Here is a 26,700-nt window from a genome sequence, read left to right on the forward strand (position 1 = left end):
TAAAGAGTTTATTAACATGTCTGAAAGTTTCAAAGAATTATTTGAACAAAGTATCGCTGGTGCGCAATTTTACCCTGGCGCAATTATCACTGCAAAAGTTATCGGTATCGACGACGATTTTGTCACATTAAATGCTGGCTTAAAATCCGAAGGTATTGTCGCTGTTGAAGAGTTCCACGATAAAAATGGTCAATTGGAAATTAACATCGGTGATACGGTCGAAGTAGCTCTTGATTCAGTGGAAGACGGCTATGGCGAAACTCTGTTATCAAGAGAAAAAGCCAAACGTCAGGAAGCCTGGCGCAAGCTGTCGAAATGTCACGAAAACAATGAAACCGTTACTGGTTTAATTTCGGGCAAAGTCAAGGGTGGTTTCACAGTTGAGATTGGTACAATCCGCGCATTTTTACCAGGATCTTTGGTAGATGTCAGACCTGTTCGCGATCCTTCTTACCTGGAAGGCAAAGAATTAGAATTTAAAGTGATTAAAATGGACCTGAAGCGCAATAATATTGTCGTTTCACGTCGCGCTGTTGTAGAAGAAGAAAGCAGCGCTGATCGTCAGGCCTTGCTTGAGTCACTGCATGATGGTCAAATTCTTAACGGTATCGTTAAAAACCTTACTGACTACGGTGCATTCATTGATCTCGGCGGTATTGATGGTCTTCTGCATATCACTGATATCTCCTGGAAGCGAGTTAAGCACCCAGCCGAATTACTGACTGTAGGTCAGGATGTCAAAGTTAAAGTATTAAGCTTTGACAGCGAACGTAATCGCGTATCTTTAGGTATGAAGCAGTTAGGTAATGATCCTTGGGTTGACCTGGTTGATCGTTATCCTGTCGGTAAAAAGCTGCAAGGTAAAGTCACCAACATTACCGATTACGGTTGCTTCGTTGAAATCGAAGAGGGCGTTGAAGGTCTGGTTCACATGTCTGAAATGGATTGGACTAACAAAAACGTTCACCCAAGCAAAGTCGTTTCAATGGGCGATTTAGTTGATGTGATGGTACTTGAGATCGACGAAGAAAGACGTCGTATTTCTCTGGGTATGAAACAATGTGTCGGCAATCCCTGGCACCAGTTCTCCCAAAGCCATAGCAAAGGTCAGAAAGTCAGCGGAAAAATCCGTTCTATTACTGACTTCGGAATCTTCATTGGTCTGGATGGCGATATTGATGGATTGGTTCACCTGTCTGACATTTCCTGGACTATTCCTGGTGAAGAAGCTGTCAAGCAATTCAAGAAAGGACAAGAGCTGGAAGCAGTTATTTTAGCCATTGACGCAGAAAGAGAGCGTATTTCTCTGGGCCTGAAACAACTTGAAAGTGATAACTTCTCAAGCTTTGTTGATGAGTTTACCAAAGGAAGCGTTGTCAAAGGACGTGTTACTGCCGTTGACGCTAAAAATGTGACTGTTGAATTGGCTCCAGAAATCTATGGTACTATTCGCGCGAATGAGTTATCTGAAGATCGTGTAGATGATGCCAGCCATTTCTGCAAGGAAGGTGATGAAATTGAAGCGAAAATTATCAATGTTGATAAGAAAAATCGCAGCATTGCCCTTTCTGTTAAAGCCAAAGATGCTCAGGAACAAGCTGAAGCCATCAAGAAATACTCCAGAAGTGGAGAAGTTGCTTCGACAACTCTTGGTGATCTGCTTAAAGAAAAAATGGCAACCAAAGATTAATTCTTTGTGCCAGTAAAAAAGCGTAGTTTAACTACGCTTTTTTTTTATTTATACAATTCTTAATCAGGTTTTGATATGTTCCATGCCAAGACTTGATTGTCCTCCTGCGAGGGATGATAATACTTCGTAAATTTATGCATTGTTTGCATAGGAAGGTAAATAAAAATGCGTTTACTTATGTTTTTTGTTTATTTAATTCTTATAATTGTAGGTGTGACATTTGCAGCTCTAAACGCGAGTTCCGTGCCGATCAATTTATACGTAAAGACCTTTAGCATGCCAATAGCAGTGTTAATGGCAATAATGCTAGCTTTGGGGCTTGTCATTGGTTTTTTTCTTGCACTAGGCAAGTATTGGCGCCTGAAAGTTGAATTTTCAAAAATGCGCAATCAACTCAGGCTCACTGAAAAGGAAATCAAAAACCTGCGAGATATCCCTCTAAAAGATCAACACTAGAGTCTGCTAAGTGATGTAAGCGTCCGCAAATTACCATAAGCTAAGCCCTCCAAATCAGAGTAAATCAGGTTTTGTGGAGGGCAATCCTATGGATATAGCGATGGGGCTATATGGGAGCTGGTGCTGTTTTTTCTGAAGTGGATTCAGCTGTATTCGTTTGTTTTACAACGGGTCTATCGATCTTCCAAAACGCAAACAGCATACACCGCTCTAATTTACTTCGAGGAGATTTACCAGACTCCTTTAGTTCTTTAATACTCTCATACGAAATTTGTTTCTCATTAAGGTCGGCTTTGAGTTGCTCGAGTTGATTACGGTCGTTGGCATTTGCTCTTTCTGGAAGTTTTAGCCAAAATCGCGTCACAAAGTCAGGTGCGGGAGTTGTGTTGTTACCTCTGGTTATAGTGACCTCACTCCCGGTCACGCTTATAGTAATGCTATCAGTATCTGAAAATTGCTCACCATTATTTGTACTCAAGTTTGTCACAGCCTCATCTAACATTCGACGAATAGCATCAAAGTTTGAAATATTGCTTTGACGAGCACGGCGTTTTCTAATTTGCTTAATTATTGTCATTTAAACCTCTAAATTGATAATTATGTACTATATTGGCTCACATTTAAAAAGTTAAGACACATGAAGCTTCATGTGACTCGCAAATAAGTCCCCAATTCATCCGCTACATTTGCATTTTAGTCAGTAGGCTTTAGGGGCACGGCTATTAAATTAAGGACTTCTGTCATTCCCGCGAAAGGCGGGAATCTATTTCTCAGTCGGCATTGTGGCTAGCTCAGAGATGGATCCCCGCCTTTCGCGGGGATGACAGTCTAATATACAATTGAGCTTAACTTATTGGCAGTGGCTATTAGGGGCTGGTGCTATTTTTTCTGACGTGGATTCGGCTGTAGGTTCAGTAGCGGTTGGTTGTTTTGCAACTGGTTTTTCCACCCCCCATAATCCGTAAAGCATGTACTTCTCTAATTTACTTCGAGGAAATTTACCCTCTTCATTTAGTCCTTCAATACTCATAGGCGTAATGTTTGCCTGATTCAACTCATTACACATTTGCTCTCGTAGCGAAATGCGATTTTCCGTTGCTCTTTGTATAACTTTTTCCTCAAATCGATTGATAAAGGGGGGTATGGGCTTAAGTTGAGCATTGTTGTTACTCGGGTTTTCGATATCCATATGTGAAGATTGACTACTTTGAGCGCCAGAAGTGACAGAAGGTTCTGGGAGGTCTTCACTGCCAGTTATACTTAAATTGGCCATAGGGACATCTAAGCTCCGATTACTGGATTTTTTAATACGCCTGGGTCGACCGGGCATTTTAGCTCCCGACTAAAAAATAGGTATTATATCCCTATGGGTGATAAATGTTAAGGCATTGTGAGCGTTTTTCGGTTTGATTGAGCAGCGCCAATTCGAGCACTAAATTTGCCTTTTAAGAAGGTTTTTTAATTGGGCTGAATTTGATAGTCTATTGCCATTGTTCTGAACAACGTATTTTGAATGCAGCACTTGTCTTTGGATCCAGGACCTAGTGAATTAATGGAGTGTGTTAATGATTAACTTATGGCCATTGTTATTACCTGCTGCTGCCTGGTCTGGTTGGTGGGTTGCAAGCCGTAATTATTCAGGTAAGAAATCTGAACAAAACAATAAACTATCAAGGGAATATGTCGTTGGATTAAATTATCTGCTTAACGAACAGCCTGATAAAGCAGTCGATGTTTTTATCAAGCTATTGGAAATTGATAGTGAAACGGTTGAAACCCATCTGGCTTTGGGCAGTCTTTTCCGCCGTCGCGGCGAAGTTGACCGGGCCATCAGAATTCACCAGAACCTGATTGCGAGACCGCAATTAAGTCTTGCTGATCGAAAACAGGCCTTACTCGCACTTGGTCAGGACTATATGAGCGCTGGCGTGTTTGACCGTGCGGAACGCATTTTTCTGGAAGTCGTGGAGCTGGGAGGCAGCAAGGAAATCTGTAGTTTACAAGGTTTACTTGCTATTTATCAGCAAGAGAAAGCCTGGGAAAATGCCCTGGATACCATCAAGAAGCTTGAAGTATCCACTGGACAGAGTTTGCATAGTCAGGCAGCCCATTATTATTGTGAAATTGCAACACAAGCGCTTAAAGATAATGCCATTGAAAAAGCTCAGAATGCCGCCAGGCAGGCACTGGCCATTGATAAAATGTCTGTGCGCGCCAGCTTATTACAAGCTTCTCTCGATATGAAACATGGGCGGTACAAGCAGGCGATTCGCTCATTGAAGCGGGTTCCTCAGCAGGATCCAGAGTTTATTACTGAAATTATTGAGCCGCTGGTAATCTGCCACAAAGAATTGGGAATTATGGACGAATGCGTGGAGTTCCTTCAGCAAACACTGGAGAATCATCCGAGGGCTTCGACTATTTTTGTCATTGCCGAGTACCTGCGTAACACAAAGGAGATGGATTCTGCTGTGGATTTTGTAGCCGACAAACTGGGCAGTTACCCTTCAATCAGGGGTATAAATCGATTAATTTTTTGGCATCTTGAAACAGCGCATGGTAAAGTACGCGACAAATTACAAATGTTATACGATATTACAAGCAAGTTTCTGGACAATAAGCCAGTTTATCGTTGCGGTCATTGTGGTTTTGGAGGCAAGCACCTTCACTGGCATTGCCCAAGTTGCAAACAGTGGGGTAGAATGAAGCCTGTGCATGGTTTAGAGGGTGATTAAGACGAGTTTTGGAATTCCGTCAGACCCTGATACGAACAAAAATTACTGAGAACATTATGCAATTTATTGATTTAAAAAAGCAATATCAACTCATTGAAGCGGATATTTTAAAAGGTATACACGCAGTGTTAAATCATGGACAGTACATAATGGGGCCAGAGATAGCCCAGCTTGAAAAAAAATTAGCAGAGTTCGCCGGTGTGAAGCATGTCATTGTCAATGCGAGTGGTACTGACGCCTTGCTTATGGCATTAATGGCTATTGAAATTGAGCCGGGTGATGAAGTGATCACCAGCCCCTTTAGTTTTTTTGCCACTGCGGAAGTGATCACCCTGTGTCAGGCCAAACCAGTATTTGTTGATATTGATCCTCTGACCTACAATATCGACCCGCAAAAAATCGAAGCAGCGATTACCTCACGTACCAAAGCGATTATGCCTGTCAGTCTGTATGGCCAGTGTGCGGATTTAACAGCGGTTAATGCAATCGCCAAGCGTTATGGTTTGGCGGTAATCGAAGACGCCGCCCAAAGTTTTGGTGCGACTCATCACGGGCGCTATTCATGTGCCTTGTCGACAATAGGATGCACCAGCTTTTTCCCATCCAAGCCCTTGGGCGGCTATGGTGATTCCGGGGCTTGCTTCACTGATGATGATATTCTGGCTGAGCGCCTGATTGAAATTCGCAATCATGGGCAAAATACTCGTTATAACCACCGCCGTATTGGAATTAATGGCAGAATGGATACGATCCAGGCAGCGATTTTAATAGAAAAAATGAAGCTCTTTCCTAATGAAATTCGACTCAGACAACAGGTGGCCAGCCGATATATTTCTCTGCTGTCCGATCATGTCAAAACCCCTCAGTTATCTTCAGAAAATACCAGTGTTTATGCGCAATTCACTATTGAAGTAGATAATCGTGACGAGTTTCAACAGGCGATGCTAGAACAAGGCATCCCCACGGCAGTTCATTATCCTATCGCAATGCATCAGCAGCCGGCATTGTCCTTCTTAAACTATAAAACAGGGGACTTCCCTATTTCTGAGCGGGCAAGTGGACGTGTGGTAAGCTTACCCATGCATCCCTATCTGACATCCAAAGAGCAGGAAACAGTCGCTGAGGCAGTGAAGCTAGCACTGGAACAGGTTTCAGAGGTGATGGCCTAAAATGTCAGCTCAATTAATTGTCGCGTTGGATTTTGATACCAGGCAGGATGCCTTGAATCTGGTAGAGCAGCTCGACCCAGGTCGATGCGCAGTTAAGGTGGGCAGTGAAATGTTTACCTTATTTGGCACGGAATTCGTGAATACTCTGGTTAATAAGGGGTATAAGGTTTTTCTTGATTTAAAGTTTCATGATATTCCCAATACGGTGGCTCAGGCATGCCGTGCAGCAGCTCAGCTCGGGGTATGGATGATCAATGTTCATGCCAGTGGCGGAAGCCAGATGATGCAGGCAGCCAGAGACGCTTTGGAAGGATACCAGAACAGACCTTTATTAATTGCTGTTACCGTATTAACCAGTATGAATGAGGAGAGCTTTTCGACTTTGGGTATTTCCGGGTCGATAAATAGCCATGTTCAGCGTCTGGCCAGCATGGCCAGTGAGTCTGGTGTCGATGGTGTTGTCTGTTCGGCTTTCGAGGTTCCAGAAATAAAGGGACTTTGTGGAAAATCTTTTCTTACGGTAACGCCCGGTGTTCGACTGGATTTGAACTCTCGGGATGATCAAAGCCGGGTAGTCACTCCACTCGAAGCAAGCAGGCTAGGGAGCGATTTTTTAGTGGTGGGGCGCCCTATAACCAGAGCAGCAAATCCCGCGAGAGTAGTTGAAGCAATTCTGCAGGAAATCGACTAGTCTGTCATAAAATTAACCTTGATACACCTGCTGTATCAAGGTTAATCTTTCCGTTTTGTGCGAATGTTCAGTAATCCTGGTCATTTAGCTATTCATTTCTGACAAAAAGTATGCTAGTTATAAATTAGATAAGCAGCTTAGCAACTGGGCAGGATCTATAGAACCTGGAATTTACAGATATCGAAGCTCATCTTAAGTAAAGGATTACTCTATGGACAGAGACCAGGTATTGAAGGAATTGATTTCTCAAAACAGTGTCTTTCACCCCAATAGCCAATTATTAAAAAAGTTTGTTTTGATTGCATACTATGGATGGCTACGTATTAACGGGCAACCACCCGATGATCAGTTTTCTTTAGCTGATTACTTATTCGATGAAGAGAAAATAATAATTGATTACAATGGCCTAAGCGACAAATCACGCAAAAAATTCAACCATTGGTTTTGGAAATCCCACGCTAACAATGCCCATCGAGCTTTTTTAAGCGACGCCGCCACTACTGATTACCGAGGCTATACTGCGGAGGTAGGTTTAAGTTGGTGGGGTAGAATTATCAATTGGATATTTTATCGAAAAAAATCATATCAATGGCCTTTATCCCCTGTAGAACTTACTTTTGATTATCAGCTTAATGGTTTGGAAATTTGCAAGGGCCAATACGGTTTGCTAGTTGGATTAAATCAATTTTGCACCACAAAACAAATCAACAAATACCATCAGCCAGGCGATCCGCAGGAAGAACCGCTATTAAATACCAAGCGTCTCCGATTAACGGATGATATGGTGGAAAGCCTCTCCTCTCTGGATATTGAAAATCAGGAATACGATTCTATCCTAAATTCACCGCATCCTTTTTCAATCCATGTCAGAGACCCTAAAAAGCGTATGAAAGCCATGTATGAATACCGAAAGGTGGAGCGCTTTATTACTTCTCCTGCCTGGTATCAGCGCTTATGGCAACGACTGGTAAACATCTACACGGACAAAAAAGAGTCTGTAAAACCTGAAAAAAAGCGGTCCAAACCCAATGCGTTCCGTCCTGTCTTAAAAAAAGATAAAGCAGAAGTATTCCAGCATCCGGAGACAGGAGAAATATTAATAATTGAAAAACGCCCTGAAATTGACACGATGGTCTTTTGCGGAGGAGGAGCGAAGATTTTTGCGCATGTCGGTGCTTATAAAGCGTTTCAGGACAGTGGAATACAGCCCACTAAATTCGCGGGTAGTTCTGCTGGTGCCATTATGGCGATTCTGTGTTATCTCGGATATTCATGGTCAGAAATTCTTACTTTCTTTCAGCAGTTTAAGGAAGAAAACATTGTCCATTATAATATTGACAGCTCAGGTATTTCGGATACAGATGCCTTAAAAGCGGCACTGGATTTCATGATTATAAAAAAAGTAGATCAGATTTTATACGATTATGAGCTGATTGCAGGGAAAGCAGCAGCCAAAGCCTTACGCAATCAGGTTTTTGAACGAGGGGTAATAAGTTTTGAGTCCTTAAAGCGCTTAAAGGAAGGGTATCCTGATTGTTGTTTGGGTGAAGAGCTTATCGTAACGGCAACGAATAAAGAAAAAAGAAAAACCGTTTATTTTTCCTATGAGCATTCACCGCACAAAGAGGTCAGTAAAGCAGGGGCTATGTCGTCCAGTTTTCCTATTGTTTTTAAACCGACCTTGCTGCCGGATGGCAATACTTATAATGATGGCGGGATTTTGAGTAATCTGCCTACAGAAGCCTTTAGCGATGATAAAACTACTTTTTTAAAATCAGAGCATGAGAATTGTCTGAAACTGGTTGCTTTTCAATTTGATAATGGACCAGAGCGAAGGATTTTGAATCGGTTTGTCCATCGTATTTATAGAGAAAATTTTTTATGGAACTGGATTTATGGCCTGCTCACCGGGGTACGGGACCCTGTCAGCGGATGGGAACAGGACCGTTTGAAATTGTTGCATTATAGTGGCCAAACTGTGCTTATTCCTATTGGGAATGTGAGCGCGACCCAATTTGATATCTCTGCAGAGGATCAGGATAAATTATTCAAAAAAGGCTATAAGGCCGCTAAACGCTATATCGACACCCGCTATCAGTTTTCTGAAAACGGAGCTGAAAATGCAGAATACCTGCATGTAAAATTTTCTGGTATCGAGGAAGCGATTTATTACAGCTGTTTCAGAGGTAATCGTGACTGGTTTGAAGAGTTGGCAAAACTTGGTTTGAGACAGGGTATATGTGCTAGAAAAATTGAACAATTAAGGGATATGTATTTCACAGATGTTGAAATCGAGAAAAAAGACCCTGTAAGGACATCAAAAAATTCAGGCGGGCTATTTGATAGCCAACTCCCTAAAGTCATCGAGAAGAAAGCAGTTAAAACCAACATGCGAATTTTTCAATCGATTTATCCTATATTTCTGGACATTCCCTATGGATGGATAAAAAAAAGCAGTGATTTAAGCTTATATAAAGACGGACGGCATGCGAACTCTGCTCATTCCCCATTACGCGCCTTGCAAAGTTTGAGTTTGATTAAGGGAGAAACTCATATTTTATTTCGTATCTTCGTTGAATTACTAAAAAATAAAACTGAAAAAAATATTAATGAATTATGCCGCCAGTTCAAAATACTTGAGCAGTCTTTATTACATAAAAATGAATTGAATCAGGTTGCCTTATTTGGGCAATGGGATTTGCTGCCTCATCAGGTGAATCGTATTCTTAAAATTTGTGAAAATAAAGCCTGGACGGCTTTGACCCGGCTTTGTGAGTCCCTGAAAAATGGAGAAGAGCCCTTGCAGGATATCGTTCGAGAGGGTGATTTACAGGAAATAGATTCCACCACGGATTATTGGAAGATTAATTCTCAAAAGGAGCCCACACCAACGGATCATTGGTACGAGCATGCTTGCAGTTATACTATCAGTGCCTAGATCTGCATAATCTATAAGCCTCTAATTATTTCATTCAAGAAATAGGTAGCTTATCAGGTCAAAATGACTTTAAATAGTGTCATTCCGCTTAGGCGGAAATCCATCTTGCAAACAACGTTAGGAGTTATCTTGAGAAATAGATTCCCGACTACGCGGGAAAAGCATTGTTGCGTAAATGAAGATAGGTACATAAAAAACCGTCTTTGCGAGCGTTAGCGAAGCAATCAAGCTCCTTACTTTATTCAAGCTTCAATCTGGATTGCTTCACTTTGTTCGCAAAGACAACAGGTTGCTGCTTGGTTCTATTTACGCAACAATGCCACGCGGGAACGACACAATAATAGATCTATTTGAGTAATTGTTAAGTTATACGCTGACTATATAAATATTGAGGGGTTCCTCAGGCCTTGTCCGACGGATCCAGAAGACTCATAGAGAAACACTGGACCCTGCGCACAAGCTGCAGGGCGTAGAGGTGATGGGTAGATACTTATGTCCCGAAGGCGGGGTCAATTCTGTAAGAATAGTATAAACGTGTCAAAAGTAATTTATTATTAATTATTAAGTTGTTAACGAAGTGTTTGCCCTCTAAAAAAGCACTGAAAAAAAGTCAAGACTGGTTTTTCAAAAAAAAAGAAGATAGAATGCATTTCCAAAAGTTCTGTCACATTCAGGCCTTTTGTGGATAAGTTTTTTGGTCCTTCCCCTGGCTTCACCACTTTAAAACACATTCTCCCTTCAAACTCCACGACTACAAAGGTTCCTTAACTTATATACGCAGGAAATGGCAGGCTTACTTATCCACAAAATCTGTGGATAACGATGTGCATAGAATGTTATAGCGCTGATAAGTAAAGAAAAAAAGAGACTGACCAGACATTTTTCAACCTGCGTCGCTGCGAAGACGCAATGCGGCTCAGCGTTTACGCCTGCATTAATAAAGACCCTCGATTTAAGCAGATAAACGAAGTTCTTATTTGTAATAGTACAATTGAGAATTTGGTCAGATTGCATTAAAATAGCGCATTACAATTTGTGGTGTATTTCATGATTACAGTAAAACAGTTTAAAGATTTTCTGACAACCTTCAAAGATACACCAATAGAATTACCTCCAGGGCTTGAGGCAGCAACAGTTAAAACGATACAGGACGAATCTCAATACAGCTTTTCTTTTTTTAGTCGTCTTATTGCCGGCGATGAAAGTTCCGTTTTGTCCGCAAGCGTTGTTCAAGAAATAAGGCATTATCTAGCCCTTCGCTGGAAAATGCTTAAAACAGAACAGATTGCTTATACTCGTTTCCCTTTTTTACCCATCAATCAATTTTGCCTCAAGGTAGCAGAAGGAATTGCTGGCCCAGGAGAGGCTGTGTGTCAAATATTAATGCCGGGACTTACTGGTTTAAACAGGGTCTGTTTTTCTCTCAAATCTGAAACTGAAGACAATGGTCATTTTGAGGTTGAAAACTTTTTAGTCAATCAAAACTATACCAAGTTAATCCCCATTCAGGAAGTATTTGAAACGGCCTCACTGGACAGTAATCATGTATTACTGGACTTTCAGCCGGAAGGAACGACGCTGTCCTACGAATTTGGTGGGCAGGATTTTCTTAATCTGGCGAATGTGGCAGGGGATGCGAGCAGGGCCTTTATCCAGGCTTTAAAACAAAATCATATTCAGCGCTATGATAATAATTCATTAGGCTTTGCGATAAAAAAGTTGGCGACTGAACTTAAAAAAGCCTCGGTATCGGATGCCGGTTCAGAAGAACTGGCCAACAATAAGGTCCTTGGGGATGCGGTGAAATCTTTTTACACCCTTTGGAAACAGCTCCCAGCTGAGCTAAGTATGCCTCAGGAGCAAGGTACTGCATCAGGTGAAATATGTTTTGTGAAAGATATCAAAGTTGAGACCTATGGATACGATTTACCTTTGGAAAGTTACTTTCTAACCCTTTTTTTTCATATGCAGCTCGCTATCACTGAGGAGGAGGGTAGGCGTGTTCTGGCAGAGGACATCTTTCCTTGTGCCGATCAGCTTTCTAATATTTTGTCCGAGTTTCTAAACCAATATCCTGCGCTATATCATATTTTAATCCAAAATAACCGAGATGAGCCCGTAGAAAAGTTGCCGGCAATGGCAGATTTACTGCCTGCTTTGCTTGAAGTATTGTTCCAACGCCCCCCTGTATTCGATGGTGAGGGCAATCTTGATTCACAGTTCATGCAGCTGCTCATAGAAAGCAATTGCGGTGCTCCCGCTCGTCCTGAAGGATTAGTATTTATAGCAGAGCGAATAAAAAGTTATAGTTGTTTGATGCGCCTGAAAAATACCCCTGCGCTACTGTCATCAGTCACTCCCCTCATTCATGATCGTCTTGCGGCCTTCCCGTATGAATCCAGTTTACATCGTCTTTTCTCTTTCGTTCCTGAAGCGCAACAACAAGCGATTATCGAAGCGCATGTTAAGAAGCTGATTCAGGAATATAATACCCTGGAAAAATACAATCTGTTAAAGTTCTATTTAAAGAGCGCCCCATTCAATTTTTTGAAGCAACAATATGCCGAAATTCTGGCGCCTGATATCCACACAGTAGATGATTTTTGTGCCTTAACAAAGAAGGTCGATAGCTCGATACTGGACCTGGTTTTTGAAAAACTAAAAAAAAAATATACCGTATTGCTTGGTTCTTGCGAAAATACGCTAAAAGTTTTACCACTTCTTACAGAGACAGGTGGGCAGCGAAAGACGATTATTAATTTTGTCAGCCCCCATTTGTACCAATGGATAACCCCCGATAACTTCTATTCCTTTGCCGCTTGGGTTGAATGTTCGGATTTAATCGCAAACCCGATAAAAGACAATATAGACTCATTTGACACCTGGAAAAATGAATATATCCGCTGGAAAAATTGTTATCCAATACAGGCAATTTTACAACAGCAGTTGTTCACTAAGTTTCCCACAGGAGTAAATAATAGCACCACACTGCTAGATGTCATGAAAGAGACTCTTCACCGCGAGCGCTTGACAATAATCACGAAGTATAAAGCGTTGATTGACTCAAAAGAGCTATTTACACAATTTGCAGAGCTAATTCCAGAAAAAGACAAAGAACGCTATCTGAATTTAATTCCCTGGGAACGCTTTATAGGATCTGTAAGTGAGCTTACAGATCTTAAGACTCTTTTTAGCTGGGAAACAATTCAAAAACTGATTCCATCCCGGTTTTCAGCTACCCAATTAGGTTGTACTGAAGAAGAGTTTTCGGCTTTATTGCCCCATTACACTCCGCAAGAGAAGGCGTTGCTTGATAAATTCGATTGTAGCTATGCTATTCATGAACTCAAGGGCTATCTCGATCAGACAGGTTTTGGCAGTTCCTCTCTTTTTGTGTCGTTTGGGAGCCGACTATTGGAAGAAAAACGGAAAACTGCAATACAGTTGATTAAAGCGATGGAATCTGAGCGGCTGACTTCACTCGAAAAAATTAAAGCGTTGCAAACAGCCTTAAGCGAGCTTGAGCATCGATCCCATTCTTCGAGGGGGCGATTAGAACAGATTATCTCAGGAATTTTAATAGGAAAGCCGTCTCCCGCTTATTCAAGCAATTCCGCTGCAATGTTCGGGCGTTATGAACACATCCCTGAGCATGAAGAGCGACTCAATCCATTGCGTAACGGTAACTAAATTGCCAATGTACCTTCTTTATTTGTAAGGGAGATGCTTTTTAGTTTCATCTAATAATTGAGTTGAATTTTTTGTTTTGATCATAATCCAGATAGCATCAGAAGGAAGGCTTATAACTCCACTTCCTGGTAATCACAGATTATCTTCCTGTCTATGATGATTTGCTAAAAAAAAGTATGTTTTGATATTATATAAACATATTTTTCAACCATACTCACTATGTCACTTTTTAATCAAATTAATACACTTCTAATTAGTTACCAACCAAGATCAGACATTGAAGTTACTCATATTGATACAATCACAGTGGTGCGAATGCTGTGGGACAAAGCTATTATTATTCAAAGCCTAAAAAACCTGGCGGGAAAATCGGATCTGGAAATAAAAGCCTGTCTGCGAGAGCTGTTGGCTCGAAGAGCCAACTACACCCAGAGAGAGCCATTTAATTATTTTTGCTATCCTGGTTACCCTTTAAATGAATTATGTGTCGAAATTGCCCACTTGATTGCTGAAAAAGAGGAAGCAGTTTGTGGTGTCTTACTTGGAAGAAGCGAAGATTTGCTGTGTTGGCCCGTTTATTCACTTAAAGATGAAACAGAGGAAAAAGTTAATGGGGAAGGCCGCTTTAATCCAAGGCATTTTTTCTTAAATGCAAATGGTCAATTAGTACCTGTTCGTGAGATTTATGAACGAAGTGTATCACATCCAGAAAAATTATTCTCCAAAGATCCAGCAGTTCGATTTCCTAGTGTAAGTGAGTGGGATATTAAGGTTTTATATAGCATTGCCGGTAATGAAGGAAATAATTATTTAAAGCAGGCAGAAATCTATTTTTACCAGGATAATTCGTTGGCTGCCAAACTTAGGGAACTAGCCCGAGAGCTGCATGAGTCTTCCATGGTTGGAAAGGGCACAAACGCCTTAGCCAATCAAGCGATGGCTAAAAGGGCTGCAATACAATTTCATCACTACTGGAAAAGTCTCCCGCCCAACCCTGAGATTGATAATCTCAGCACTAAGACCGCTTATTTAGAAGATGCCACATTAAAAGACTACCTGCTGGCAGTGATGATGCGTTTTGTTGACCCTGATCAGTTTACTGAAGCTGAGCGCCAGCAGTTTAATGCTTTAAACCCATTTGGAGGGCCAAAAATTACGCCTTGCGCATTCGAGATTTCTCAGGCTTTGAATTTGTTTGTGGACCGTTATCCGCTATTAAAGACTGTTATTTTAATGGGAGAGGAACAGCAAACAGACAATTTACAATCACTCATGGAGAGCGCTTTAACTTCCTTAAGTAGCCGCAAATTATATGTAGATAATGGGATTAACTGCCCCAGGGCAATGAAGCGCTTATATTCAAGAGAAGTGATCGCCAATCCATTACTGAGCATGGAAGAAAAAAGTAATATGGCAGCAGAATTAGTGATTGATTTTGAAACACTATTCGATATGGTTTTCCCTTATCGGGAAACAAGGAAACAGGAAGAAACTGCTGAAAAACTGTATAAAGAATTCTTGAGTTCGGTATCTGCAAAACTAAAATCCGTATCGGTAGATGAATATAGTTATGAAACAATTGCCAGACTATTGAATAACTATACTGAAAGCGAGCAGATAGAGATTTTGAAATTTCTTGCCCCAAGATGGAAAGAAGTTTGCACTAGCTCCTTGTCGATAAATACATTAGAAAGGCATCTGAGAGGTGCAAGTGCTAATCTATTTCGAGAACTTCTTGCTGAAAGCTTACTGGGTTCTTGCAGGACATTGAGTGAAGGGTTAGCGATTGTTCACCAATATGATGGTGCCACATCGTTTCTCTCTTCCTTTATCTTACTATTAATAAAAAAGTTCCCGAGCCAGTTTTCAAAATCTGAAGCCATCAATGAATTAATCGTTCAGAAAAATAGTCAATTTTTAAAGCATTTTTTTAATTTAGTAATTAAAAATCCAGCAGACTGGTTTGTGAATGAAGAAGAGTTTTCACAGTTTATTAATCAATTGAATACTGTACTGGGTGAAAATGAATTATCAGCCCTGGTTTCAAACCATCAATTTAATCAATCGGAATTAGATTTTATTTTGTATTCTATTAGTATTAAAGCAAGTTATTCCTCCATATTCCCATTCTCTCATAGTGCTTCTAATGTTCTAAGAAAGTGGATATTACAGTTTAAGTCACTAACAGGGTTTTTAAAGCAATTTTCTGCTCAGCAAAGTGCTCTCAGAGACTGGCTGGTGGATTATTGCTCAATTGATGATATTGTAAGCGATAAAAGCGATTTACTAGCGAGTATCGAGCTTCTATCAGATCAGGAGAGTATATCCAAATTATTTAGATTCTGGGCAATGAAGAAGCTATTACTCAATATTACCGCCGCAGAATTGCAAAACATTGACTTGACAGTGGACAAAGTAAATTATCTTTTCAACCTCTGGCTTGAGCCACGAATTCGTGATGCAAAGACTTTTGAGGAAGTAGCTGGTTTTCTACAAGAGATGCCCTTGGCAACACGGCCCGTAAAAACCTGGGTCAGGCATCTTCCTGAGAGCTTGGTAAATCAGCAAGACTCGTTTATTCGCATGGCAACTGAGTTTGAAGGTGCAAAGGAAATGCTCGATTATCATGGGCGCCATATCAATTGCTTTAGCTGGTTAATTCTAAGTCTTGAAATGGTTAAGCCTGCAGAAAGGGTTTCATCACTTGGCCATTTATTAGGTACTTTAAAAAAAGGTTATTTAATTGATAATGAAGAAAAATATGCTCGCTTATCAGCCTTAATTCCTGATTTGCCCAGTACAATTTCAACTCAATTAGAGAAAACTCTTCATGCTGTTTCTAAAATGGATGAGCCCATTGATATCCATTCTATTCTGAAAGAGATACTCGAGGAAATAAAGGACTGTGAACTTCGCGACAAAGCTATGTTCACATCTAAATTTAAATTCTTCAGTTTTATAAGCCGGAATAGAGCAATGCATAGATCTACCAATGTGAATCTAATATCGGAAATTACCCAGCTGTCAATGAATCCTTCAACGTCACAGCAAAGCGTTATCAGCTATTTTGAAGCACTGCTGCAAAAGCCTGGTATGATGAATTATCATGATTGGGTATTAAAATCTGTACTCCCCCGACTCAATCCTGTTAAGTACTTGATTTCTGAATTGATATATCTTGCGGACAAGAACAGTGATACAGGATTTCATAAAAGAAGTTTTAATCAAATGTTTACAGATCAGTCTGATAGGTCGTTTTTTGCATACGAACTCAGAAGGTTTCAAAATAAAGGATCCTGCAAACTTTCTGGCATAGTTAGCGACTTGCAAACACTTTTGGAAGCAAGTAAATGGCAATTTAATTGCTTTGCAATGTTGAAAGAGGCAGAAAGTATTTTACACCGTTATAAATCGCATGAATTTCCTAGTCTGACTAATCTGGCTAATGCAGAAAGATACCGACCATCCCAGCACGCAAACAGTCGCGATGAGTTACAGACGCAGTTTTGTAAATGAGTTGGTGACTAAAATAGCAGAAATAAACATCGTAATTCCAGTGTGCGCGTAAGCTCGGGACATCGTTATGCGACAATCTGGTGTTTAATATTTTTAGTGTTGGGACTAGAGTAATTAAAAAAACCTCTTATTTTATCAATGAGCTGTAATTTAGTTCTTACCTTAAGTTTTAATATAAAAAAGAATATTAAGAGAGCATTAAGTAATCAATGCGGAATGTTACCTGAGCAGTTCCGAATAGATGTCGAAATTTAATCATTAATCTGGCACAATTCACATGAATCACCGCATTAATTGATCGATGAATAAAGAATTACAGCAATATTACTTACAGCAAATGGGAATTGAGCTTTGGCAGGAGCGTACAGAGCCAGCAAAAGCGCCGGATTCTGATGATTTGAATGTTCTCTGTCAGGAAGTGGCTTCCTGCCAGCAATGCGCTTTGCATAAAACCAGAAAGCAAACCGTTTTTGCGCGGGGTAATTCAAAAGCTCGATTAATGGTAATTGGAGAGGCGCCTGGCTATCATGAGGATCAACAGGGAAAGCCTTTTGTGGGCAGAGCGGGGGGATTGCTCGACCAAATGCTTAAGAGCATAGGCTTTTCAGAGGACGAAGTGTACATTGCCAATGTATTGAAATGCCGCCCGCCGGATAATCGTGATCCGAATGGCGATGAGATTGTCCGCTGCAGCCAGTATCTGACAAGGCAGATTGCGATAATTAAACCCGTAGCTTTATTAGCCGTGGGGCGCTTTGCCGGACAGTTTCTATTAAAAGAGGCCCTCTCTATGGCGCAAATGCGCTCAAGCGTGCATCATTATGATGGCACTCCTTGTATCGTCAGCTATCATCCTGCCTACTTATTAAGAAAACCCATGGATAAAAAGAAGGCCTATAAGGATCTTTTGCAATTGAAAACGCTTTTAAACTGACAGAGACTGATAGTGTGTAGAACCCATTTACTACTGAAAAGGAAATCCGATTGCGTCTGAAATTTTATTCCGGGTTTACGCTCATTGAAAGCCTGATTTGCCTGGCACTCATCCTTATTTCATTCTCTATAATCTCACCCTTACTAAAAAATAATGATCAGCAGATTCGCTTAAATGTCTGCCAGAATCAGCTGATTCAAGCGCTTCATTTTGCCAGAAATCATGCCATTCTTTCAGGAAAACCCATGGTACTACAGGCTGAGCCCGCCAGTGATGACTGGGCAAAAGGAATGGTTTTGCTTGCTGATACTCCTGATCATCGATATGAAACCAGCTTATTGCAACACCAATGGCACTGGAATTGCCGGAATGTCCTCATTAAATGGCAGGGATTTCTTTCAGACAAGTTTCTGGTTTTTGCAGCCAATCCTACTCAGGCGGCATCGAGCGGGCGATTCAAACTCTTTGCCGGGAACAGATATTCCGATGTGATCGTCAACCGATTGGGACGAATCAAAAGCTTGTCACGGCCTTAGTCGTATATCTCAACTGTATGATATAATTATCAGAGGCAATTCAACGAACAATCAGCATGAAAAGGATAGTTGAAAAAGGATTTACTCTGACCGAATTGATAGTCACACTTTGCATTGCTGCCATTTTTATCACCGTGGCGGTGCCGGGTTATTATGCTTTAATCCAAAATAATAAAGTAGTTGCCATGGTTAATCGATTGTCAGCCAGTTTAAATTTCGCTCGAATGGAAGCTATTAAGCGTGGAGTGCGAGTATCGGTGTGCTCTGCAGGAAATGCCGCTTTAACCACCTGCGGTTCTGCCAGTCAATGGGCACAGGGCTGGATTGTATTTGTGGATGCCAATAACAACAATCTCATCGATAGCAATAATGATTTAGTGAAGGTCAATGAAGCCTTGCCCTCAGGAACACGGGTCAATGCCGATGCCAGTATAGTCAGTTACAATAGTATGGGCTTTGCATCCAGCGGGGCCATGAATTTAAGCGTTACCGCAACGGGCTGCAAGGGTAACAACGCCCGCTCTTTGAATATATCCGCCAGCGGACGTCTCAGCATCAGCCGAATTGCCTGTCAGTAACTTGTGTTTCTTATGTTATACTAGCCGAAATTTTGAATGAGACAATTCTCCTATGCAAACGCTATTACCGCCAGCCGAGTGGGTGACATGGCTGACTCATAAAGCGGCATTGACTGAGAAATTAAGGCAGGAGACGGGCGATGCGCGTCTGGAATTAATTCAGCAGGTCATGACAAAACGCAATTGGTGGGATCGATTTTTCTTAGGCATCTCGGAAGAAAGTGTAATTCATCGGGATATAATGATGTTTTCAGGAAATCAATGCTGCTGGTTTGCACGCTCTGTTATACCAGAGTCCACTTTTGAGCAGAATAACTCTTTTTTTAATCGATTACAAAAGGAATCCCTGGGGCAGATCGTTTTTAACAGCCCAAATGTGGAGCGAGTGTCTTTAAGTCATTATTCTATCGATAACAATTTTCAGGAATATTATTGGATTAAAGAAGAGTTAATACGAAACGCTTCGAAACTCTGGGTACGTTATTCACGATTTATTATCAACGGTCATTTTCCATTTTATCTGATAGAAATTTTATTACCTGATTTGTCGAGGATTAAAAAATGAATTGGCATGCCTATTATCGATTAGGGCGTTTTGATAAACCCGTTGGAATTATCTTACTGTGGAGTCCTTCCGCCTGGGGTTTATGGTTTGCCAATAAGGGCCAGCCTTCCCTGATTTTATTTCTGCAGTTTTTAGCCGGCACTATTTTAATGCGGGCTGCGGGTTGTGTCATCAATGATATTGCTGATCGAAAAATTGATTGCCATGTTCGACGCACACAACATCGGCCTTTGACCGCAGGGGAGATCCCGCTTAAAAATGCCTTTGTCTACCTGTTCTTTCTGCTGTTTGCTGCCCTGATGATCCTGGTTCAACTACCGCTGACCTGCACATATTATGCCTTATTCGCATTACTCATCACCATTGTTTATCCTTTTTGCAAACGCTTTATTCAGGCCCCGCAGGTGGTGTTGGGATTGGCTTTTTCAATGGGTATCCCCATGGCTTATGCTGCTTCTCATGTTCCTCTGGATTCTATCGCAATCTGTTTGCTTCTAATCAATTTTCTGTGGACAGTCGCCTATGATACAGAGTATGCAATGGCAGATCGTGAAGATGATTTGAAAATTGGAGTTAAATCGAGTGCTATTCTGTTTGCAGACAATGACCGTTTGATAATTGGTTTATTGCAGGCAGTCGTTCATGCCCTTTGGTTCTATTTACTGCTCAGTGCCGAGTTGTTTAATGGCGTGCTGGCATTGTGCTGGATAGCCGCAGGAGCCAATTTGCTCTATCAGCAATATTTAATCAGCAACCGAGAGCCTGCTGCCTGTTTCAGAGCCTTCATTAGCAATACCTGGTACGGTCTTATTTTATGGCTGGGAATGGTTATCAGTTTTTAAACTCAGGCAGTTACCAGCTCATCCAGCAAACTGCTTGCTCCAATTCTGAACCAGGAAGGAGCGATTTCTTTTTTAAGTAATAGCGTTGCCATTTCAGCATAGAGAAATGCGTCCTCAGTTTTGCGAACACCGCCCGAGGCTTTAAACCCGACTGAGGCGCCAGAATCCTGAATAGCTTTGAGAAGAGTGTAGGCAGATAAGGGTGTTGCGCCAATGGCAATTTTGCCGGTCGAGGTCTTTAGGAAATCACAGCCCAAATCTATAAGCTCGCGAGCCAGGGTATACAAAGAGTCTGACTCTGTAAACTGACCGGTTTCCACAATTACTTTGAATAAAACATTTCGATGCTGACATAGGGATAGAGCTTGCCGACAGCGCTCAAGTGCTTGCTGTTTGTATTCTTTCAGGTAGAGCGAGTAGGGAAAAACATAATCTATTTCATCAACTGGATAAGTCGATAGAGTGTCTTCCAGTTGTGACATCACCAATGCCGCTGGCAAATCGCCACTGGGAAAATTAAGCACGGTCGCTCTTTTGCAGATATTCTGGGGTGCTAGAAAGGCTAAATGTTGCGGATAGATGCAAAGAGCGGCCACTTTATACTGATTCGCTTTGAATTGCAGCTCGCGAATCTGCTGTTCAGTGGCTTTCTCATCGAGCAGTGTTAAATCAATGCAGGATACAATAGCCTGCCGGGACTGTGCTGTCTTAATATCCTGCTTTTCCCGACAAAAGTTTGCAAATCCAGTTTCTATATTCATGCCAGACTAGCAATAAATTCTTTAACCAGAATATTTAAACGTTTGGCTGCCTCATTGGCCATTTCAACTACCGAATCATGACTATGGCTGCAGCTTGCCAGCCCTGTAGCGTGGTTGGTAATAGTGGCAATAACTGCTACTTTCATCCCACAATGATTAGCGACCAGTACTTCAGGCACCGTTGACATGCCTACCGCATCCGCACCCAGGATACGAAATGCGCGAATTTCAGCAGCTGTTTCATAATTAGGTCCAATTACTGAAATGTAGACGCCTTCATGCAGCTTGATATGAGTCTGTTCTGCAATCTGCAGAAATTTATTCCGCATTTCAAGATCATAGGCGTTATCCAAAGGGAAAAAACGAGGTCCAAATTCTTCTTCATTAGGGCCTATCAAAGGGTTCCCTGGCTGAAAGTTGATGTGATCTGTGATCAGCATTAATTCACCGGGGCCCACCTCTTCACGTAATGAGCCAGAAGCGTTTGTGGCAAGAAAATATTCACATCCCAATAATTTAAGAGTACGTATATAATTTTTGACAATCTCATGGTTCTGACCTTCATAGCTGTGCGCTCTGCCTTGAAGACATGCGATATTAACACCTGCCAGTCTACCCAATACCAGATTACCGCTATGTCCCTTGACTGTTGTGCAGGGAAATCCTGGCAGGCTGTCGTAGCTGATAGTCACCGCGTCTTCAATCTGTTCTGCAAAACTTCCCAGCCCTGAGCCCAATACAATACCAATCAGAGGCTTAAAATCAGGCAGTATTTTGCGAATTTCAGAAACGGCCAGCGAAGGGTTGCTTTTAGTGATTTCGTTCATTTTACAATCGATTTAAAACTAAAAAGAGGAAGGAATATACTGGGTAATTGCAGTAATGACAAGTAGCGTTGTTGCATAAATAGAATATGCAACTAACCTGCAGTCTTTGCGAGTGTAGCGAAGCAACCCCGATTGAAACTCGAACCAGATTTGAAGGCGGATTGCTTCGCTATGCTCGCAAAGACGGTTTTGTGCTGCTATACACAAACAGGCTGATTACTTAAGACAGGTAGAATGATTCTTACCTGCAACCCCCCCTGAGGGCGATTATAGGCCTTAATCTGGCCCTGATGCAGTTTCACTGCTTTTTGTGCAATTGACAGGCCGAGACCATATCCGCCTGTTTTCTTTTCTCTGGATGTGTCGACCCGATAAAACGGATTGAAGATATTCTCGAGCTGGTCTTCCGGAACTCCCGGGCCGTAATCACAGATATCTATCAGCAAATTGTCCTCTACTATATCTAAATGGACGATAACGAGTTCGTTGGGAGGCGAATAACGTAAGCCATTGCGTATGATGTTTTCTATGGCTCTATGAATCAGGCGCTCGTCAATATAGAGCACGCAATCCACACTTTTTTGTAAGCTTACCAGTGGTTTTGAATTGGCAAATTCATAATTTGCATCAGCAATAATCCGGGTAAGTAACTCTTTAATATTGCAGGGTGTACGCTGCAGTTCATCTGCGGATTTATCAAGGCGTGCGAATTGCAGGATTTCACTAATTAAGGTATTTAAACGGAGACACTCCACTTCCATACGGCAAAATTCTGTATCTGCAGCGCTTTGAGCTTTCTTGCGTCCCAGTTCTATCGCTATCTGCAATCTGGCGAGAGGTGAGCGCAATTCGTGGGAGATGTCCTGCAACAATCGTTCTTTGGAGCTGATGATCGCTTCCAGCTTCTCAGCCATGCGGTCAAATTCTCCACTTAGTTCGGCAATTTCATCGCGGCTGTGTCCTTTGAAGCTGCCTACCCGAGTATTTAATTTACCAGTGGCAATGGATCTGGCGGCCATTCTTAATGAACGAAGAGGTTGCGTCAGGTAAATTGAGAGCAAGTAGCATATAAGGCCGCTGATAAAAATGGCGATGGTCAGACGAATGGTGAGTCCTGCCCAGGGAATTTGTACAAAATGAGCAAGGGGTTTTTCACTGACAGCCACCAGACGATAGGCTTTGCCTGATGTTGAAAGGATCTCATGGCTGACAATAATTAAATTTCCGTATTTAATCAGGCCGTCATCAAGTTCTTCTTTAACCAGATGTTCAGTAATGTCTTTAACTACATGAGGCGGCGGCTGATTACCAATAATTTCACCGGTGCTGCAAATTAAGAACAATTCCATATGCCGGGCAATTCCAATCTGCGCCAGCCAGGTTTTTAAAGCTGTGTGTTTACCTGATTCAAAGGTCGCTACGGCTGCATTGGCATAACTGTCCATAAAAACGTGTTCGCGGGCCGGTATTGACGATTTTTGAGCAATTTCACTGGTTACCCAAGCGGTAGTTATAATAATCAGAATGGTAGCCAGCCAAAAGGAAAGAAAGATTTTCCAGTACAGACTACGCATTAAACATATACCCAAAGCCGCGGACGGTTTTAATGAAAGGTTCGCCTTCCTGATTATCTCCAAGCTTTGTACGAAGATTGCTGATATGCACATCGATACTGCGGTCATAGGCGGTATATTTTCGTCCCAGAGCATACTCGGTTAACTCTTCCTTGGAAAACGCTTGCCCGGGAGATTTAATCAGCATCTCTAATATATTGAATTCCGCATTGGTTAATTCCATCACCTCGCCATGATGGGTGGCGATTCGTTTGGAGCAGTCCACCAGGATGTCATGATGCTCAATAACAGGGCGATGAACTGGGATTTTCTGAGTTCGTCTTAGTATAGCTCTTAATCTCGCGACTAATTCGCGAGGATTACAAGGCTTTGGCAGGTAATCATCGGCTCCAATTTCAAGGCCAACTATACGATCAATATCATCCCCGCGAGCTGTAAGCATCAGAACAGGGGTTTCCAAATGCTCTCTGATAGCTTTTAATACTTCAAAGCCATTGAGTTTAGGTAACATCACATCGAGAATAATGGCATCAAAGGATTGGTTTAGCGCCTTTTTAACTGCGCTGTCTCCATCATGAACACAGACTACATTAAAACCCTCTGGTTCGAGATATTGCTCTAAAAGATCGGTTAATTCTGTGTCATCATCAACAATTAAAATATTACTGTTCATGCTATTTTATCCCGGAAGTCATTGATCTAAGTCCAATTACAAAGCAAACGATTGATCCAGATGTTTATCGCGTGGTCGTTTGTCCAGACAGGATAAAAGTTTAATCCGTCGGGCATCTGCATTAATAACTTTAAACTCAAACTGATCAAGGGTAATTATCTCGCCGCGCTTGGGCAAATATCCAAAACCCGCCATCACGATTCCGCCGATCGTATCATAAACTTCATCACTGAAATGGCAGTTCAACTGCTCATTGAATTCCTCAATTGGCATATGTGCTTTAATAATGTATTGTGAATCGCCGTGTGCTTTTAAATAGGCTTCTTCATCGATATCAAATTCGTCTTCAATATCGCCTATAATCTGTTCAATTACATCTTCAATAGTCACGAAGCCGCTGACAGCACCATACTCGTCTACGACCAGGGCCATATGATTACGGTTATTTCGAAATTCGCTCAGCAACACATCAAGACGTTTGCTTTCGGGTACAAATGTGGCGAGACGGATAATATCACTTAAATCAAATTCGTCTTCAGTCTGCCCATTAAATCTCAATAAATCCTTGGCATGTAAAATACCGATAATATCATCCTCATCATCATCCATTACCGGAAAACGTGAATGACCGGAGCTTGTGACTGTCTCAACTATTTTATTAAAATCATCATGAAGTGATATGAAGGTAATTTGCTTTTTGGGGAGCATAATGTCTCTGACACGCATCTGACTGAATTGTATAACGCCTTCAATCATCCCCAGGGTTTCAGAGTCAATAAGAGAGCGAATTTGTGCATCTCTTAAAAGGCTGATTAATTCGTCTTTGTTTTGCGGTTCAACCTGAAGAAACTGCTTCAGTCGCACAAACCACGAACCGCCTTCGTCCTCTTTATTCAAGATGATCATCCTCTTCGTTATAGGGATTAGGAAAGCCGAATTGTTCAAGCAATTGGATTTCCTGTTGCTGCATTTGTTGCTCATCTTTGGCTTCGATGTGATCATAACCCAGCAGGTGAAGTACGCCGTGAATGATGATGTGAGCCCAATGGGATTCAAGCGATTTTTCCTGTTCACGGCTTTCTTCGTCCAACACCTGAGGACAAACGATGACATCGCCAAGAAAGGGGAAATCGAGTTCTATATGCTCAGGAATAGCGCTTGGAAAGGCAAGCACATTAGTTGGTTTGTTTTTTTTGCGATAACTGTTATTTAATTCCTGAATTTCCCCGGCATCTACAAATCGTAAAGTGATTTCTGCGGAGGGCTTATGAGTGAGTAATGCGGCTTGTGCCCAACTGATTACTGTTTCTTCTGCAAAGGGCAGGGGTTTCTCGCAGGCTACCTGTACGTCAACGTGATAAGTCATTGTTTGTCATCCTCGGATTGCTGCTGCTCGTAGCAATCCACAATTTTTGATACCAGAGGATGTCTGACAACTTCCCGGCTTGAAAAAGTATGAATGGCAATATCGTCCAGCTTTTCAAATAATTTTACGGCATGAATTAAACCGGAGTCTATATTTTTAGGCAAGTCAATCTGCGTCATATCGCCAGTGATTACTGTTTTAGAACCAAATCCCATCCTGGTCAGGAACATTTTCATCTGCATAATCGTTGTGTTTTGCGCCTCATCAAGAATAATAAATGCCTCATTGAGGGTTCTGCCTCGCATAAACGCCAGGGGCAGAATTTCAATAACGTCACTTTGAATGAGTTTCTGCGCTTCTTTGAAGCCGATCATCTCGTATAAGGCATCGTAAACAGGACGAAGATAAGGTAATACTTTTTCGACCAAATCACCGGGTAAAAAACCCAGTTTTTCTCCTGCTTCAACGGCAGGTCTTACAAAAACAAGCCGTTGAACTTCGCCTTTTTCAAAACATTCAATGGCTTTAGAAACTGCCAGATAAGTTTTACCTGTACCGGCAGGGCCCACAGCAAAAATAATATCATGTGAGTCAATGCTTGAAAGATATTCTGCCTGCCTGGGATTTCGAGCCAGGATCGTTTTTCTGCTTAATCTGACTGGATGATGCATAGGTTTTTTAGATTCCTTAATTAACAACAGGGATTGAACATCGTCCCGACTTATTGGCGCATCAGCCATTTCATATAAATCGACAATAATGCTTCCAGCCTGGCTGATGGAGTCTCGGGAACGACCGGACAATGAAAAACCGCTCTGGCTCGATTTAATCGAGACAGAAAATTTTTCTTCAATAAGGGAGACGTTTTCGTGGAAAATACCACATAGATTCGCTAGCCTTTCAACTGTTAGTTCAGGCAAACGAATATGTTTGTTATGTAGTGTACTGCTCAATGCAATATGGAGATTAAATAACGTACTTTAAGGATAGTCTAAGTGATGGGTATTTCGCAAGCTGTCTCGGTCGCCCTATGTCATTCCTGCGAAGCGCTTAAGCGTGAATTAAGAGCAAATCCCCTCATTAAGTTAAGGGAATTCATAACTCCCCAGGTACGTCATCCTGAGCGTTGCGAAGGATCTCAAACTGCCTGGAACTGAGC

22 protein-coding genes are annotated in these 26,700 nt (G+C 41.6%); 13 read left to right on the forward strand and 9 right to left on the reverse strand.

Going from position 1 to position 26,700, the window contains the following annotated elements; all coding sequences use genetic code 11:
* Positions 1–16 precede the first annotated feature (16 nt).
* A complete protein-coding gene (rpsA, locus tag E1O89_RS09640; protein ID WP_112218461.1) occupies positions 17–1,690 on the forward strand; it encodes a 30S ribosomal protein S1 in 1,674 nt (557 codons plus the stop codon).
* 165 nt (positions 1,691–1,855) lie between these two features.
* Positions 1,856–2,146 (forward strand): lipopolysaccharide assembly LapA domain-containing protein, encoded by a 291-nt coding sequence (locus E1O89_RS09645; RefSeq protein WP_112218460.1) that lies wholly within the window; start codon positions 1,856–1,858, stop codon positions 2,144–2,146.
* A 106-nt stretch (positions 2,147–2,252) separates the two neighbouring features.
* On the opposite strand, the gene E1O89_RS09650 is transcribed toward E1O89_RS09645, so the two are convergent.
* Complete coding sequence (locus tag E1O89_RS09650) at positions 2,253–2,723, reverse strand: hypothetical protein (RefSeq protein WP_133139986.1); 471 nt, start codon at positions 2,721–2,723, stop codon at positions 2,253–2,255.
* Between the two features lie 273 nt (positions 2,724–2,996).
* Positions 2,997–3,419: a hypothetical protein gene (locus tag E1O89_RS09655; protein ID WP_133139987.1), complete on the reverse strand. Its 423-nt coding sequence runs from the start codon at positions 3,417–3,419 to the stop codon at positions 2,997–2,999.
* Positions 3,420–3,711: 292 nt separating this feature from the next.
* On the opposite strand from E1O89_RS09655, the gene lapB reads away from it, so the two are divergent.
* The 11 genes from lapB to ubiA all read left to right on the forward strand — a co-directional run bounded on the left by lapB (position 3,712) and on the right by ubiA (position 20,340).
* A complete protein-coding gene (gene lapB, locus E1O89_RS09660) occupies positions 3,712–4,881 on the forward strand; it encodes a lipopolysaccharide assembly protein LapB (RefSeq protein ID WP_112218458.1) in 1,170 nt (389 codons plus the stop codon).
* A gap of 56 nt (positions 4,882–4,937) precedes the next feature.
* Positions 4,938–6,050, forward strand: a complete 1,113-nt coding sequence (locus E1O89_RS09665; protein ID WP_133139988.1) for a DegT/DnrJ/EryC1/StrS family aminotransferase — start codon at positions 4,938–4,940, stop codon at positions 6,048–6,050.
* A gap of 1 nt (position 6,051) precedes the next feature.
* A complete protein-coding gene (gene pyrF, locus E1O89_RS09670) occupies positions 6,052–6,741 on the forward strand; it encodes an orotidine-5'-phosphate decarboxylase (RefSeq protein ID WP_133139989.1) in 690 nt (229 codons plus the stop codon).
* Positions 6,742–6,952: 211 nt separating this feature from the next.
* Positions 6,953–9,679 (forward strand): Dot/Icm T4SS effector VpdC, encoded by a 2,727-nt coding sequence (gene vpdC, locus E1O89_RS09675; protein WP_133139990.1) that lies wholly within the window; start codon positions 6,953–6,955, stop codon positions 9,677–9,679.
* Between the two features lie 1,047 nt (positions 9,680–10,726).
* Positions 10,727–13,369 (forward strand): hypothetical protein, encoded by a 2,643-nt coding sequence (locus tag E1O89_RS09680; protein WP_133139991.1) that lies wholly within the window; start codon positions 10,727–10,729, stop codon positions 13,367–13,369.
* Between the two features lie 315 nt (positions 13,370–13,684).
* Positions 13,685–16,885 (forward strand): hypothetical protein, encoded by a 3,201-nt coding sequence (locus E1O89_RS09685; RefSeq protein ID WP_133139992.1) that lies wholly within the window; start codon positions 13,685–13,687, stop codon positions 16,883–16,885.
* Positions 16,886–17,186: 301 nt separating this feature from the next.
* The gene (locus tag E1O89_RS09690; RefSeq protein ID WP_133139993.1) at positions 17,187–17,819 is read left to right on the forward strand and encodes a uracil-DNA glycosylase family protein; all 633 of its coding nucleotides are present in this window, start codon (positions 17,187–17,189) and stop codon (positions 17,817–17,819) included.
* Positions 17,820–17,869: 50 nt separating this feature from the next.
* The gene (locus tag E1O89_RS09695) at positions 17,870–18,355 is read left to right on the forward strand and encodes a GspH/FimT family protein (RefSeq protein ID WP_133139994.1); all 486 of its coding nucleotides are present in this window, start codon (positions 17,870–17,872) and stop codon (positions 18,353–18,355) included.
* A 56-nt stretch (positions 18,356–18,411) separates the two neighbouring features.
* A complete protein-coding gene (locus E1O89_RS09700; RefSeq protein WP_112218450.1) occupies positions 18,412–18,933 on the forward strand; it encodes a GspH/FimT family pseudopilin in 522 nt (173 codons plus the stop codon).
* Positions 18,934–18,985: 52 nt separating this feature from the next.
* Complete coding sequence (locus E1O89_RS09705; protein WP_133139995.1) at positions 18,986–19,498, forward strand: chorismate--pyruvate lyase family protein; 513 nt, start codon at positions 18,986–18,988, stop codon at positions 19,496–19,498.
* Entirely contained in the window at positions 19,495–20,340 is an 846-nt protein-coding gene (ubiA, locus tag E1O89_RS09710) for a 4-hydroxybenzoate octaprenyltransferase (protein ID WP_133139996.1), read from the forward strand. The genes E1O89_RS09705 and ubiA overlap by 4 nt, the downstream gene beginning before the upstream one ends.
* A 2-nt stretch (positions 20,341–20,342) precedes the next feature.
* Here the strand turns inward: ubiA and E1O89_RS09715 are convergent, their stop codons facing one another.
* The 7 genes from E1O89_RS09715 to E1O89_RS09745 all read right to left on the reverse strand — a co-directional run bounded on the left by E1O89_RS09715 (position 20,343) and on the right by E1O89_RS09745 (position 26,212).
* Positions 20,343–21,101, reverse strand: a complete 759-nt coding sequence (locus E1O89_RS09715) for a deoxyribose-phosphate aldolase (RefSeq protein WP_133139997.1) — start codon at positions 21,099–21,101, stop codon at positions 20,343–20,345.
* The gene (locus E1O89_RS09720; protein WP_133139998.1) at positions 21,098–21,928 is read right to left on the reverse strand and encodes a purine-nucleoside phosphorylase; all 831 of its coding nucleotides are present in this window, start codon (positions 21,926–21,928) and stop codon (positions 21,098–21,100) included. The genes E1O89_RS09715 and E1O89_RS09720 overlap by 4 nt, the downstream gene beginning before the upstream one ends.
* A 197-nt stretch (positions 21,929–22,125) precedes the next feature.
* Entirely contained in the window at positions 22,126–23,502 is a 1,377-nt protein-coding gene (cpxA, locus tag E1O89_RS09725) for a two-component system sensor histidine kinase CpxA (protein WP_133139999.1), read from the reverse strand.
* A complete protein-coding gene (gene cpxR, locus E1O89_RS09730) occupies positions 23,495–24,175 on the reverse strand; it encodes a two-component system response regulator CpxR (protein ID WP_112218444.1) in 681 nt (226 codons plus the stop codon). The genes cpxA and cpxR overlap by 8 nt, the downstream gene beginning before the upstream one ends.
* Positions 24,176–24,211: 36 nt before the next feature.
* Complete coding sequence (locus E1O89_RS09735; protein ID WP_112218443.1) at positions 24,212–25,072, reverse strand: HlyC/CorC family transporter; 861 nt, start codon at positions 25,070–25,072, stop codon at positions 24,212–24,214.
* Positions 25,065–25,541 (reverse strand): rRNA maturation RNase YbeY, encoded by a 477-nt coding sequence (gene ybeY, locus E1O89_RS09740; RefSeq protein ID WP_133140000.1) that lies wholly within the window; start codon positions 25,539–25,541, stop codon positions 25,065–25,067. The genes E1O89_RS09735 and ybeY overlap by 8 nt, the downstream gene beginning before the upstream one ends.
* The gene (locus E1O89_RS09745) at positions 25,538–26,212 is read right to left on the reverse strand and encodes a PhoH family protein (RefSeq protein ID WP_172458110.1); all 675 of its coding nucleotides are present in this window, start codon (positions 26,210–26,212) and stop codon (positions 25,538–25,540) included. Before E1O89_RS09745 ends, ybeY begins: the two co-directional genes overlap by 4 nt.
* Positions 26,213–26,700 lie beyond the last annotated feature (488 nt).

It is taken from the genome of Legionella genomosp. 1, from assembly GCF_900640215.1.
Taxonomy (GTDB): domain Bacteria; phylum Pseudomonadota; class Gammaproteobacteria; order Legionellales; family Legionellaceae; genus Legionella_C; species Legionella_C quinlivanii_A.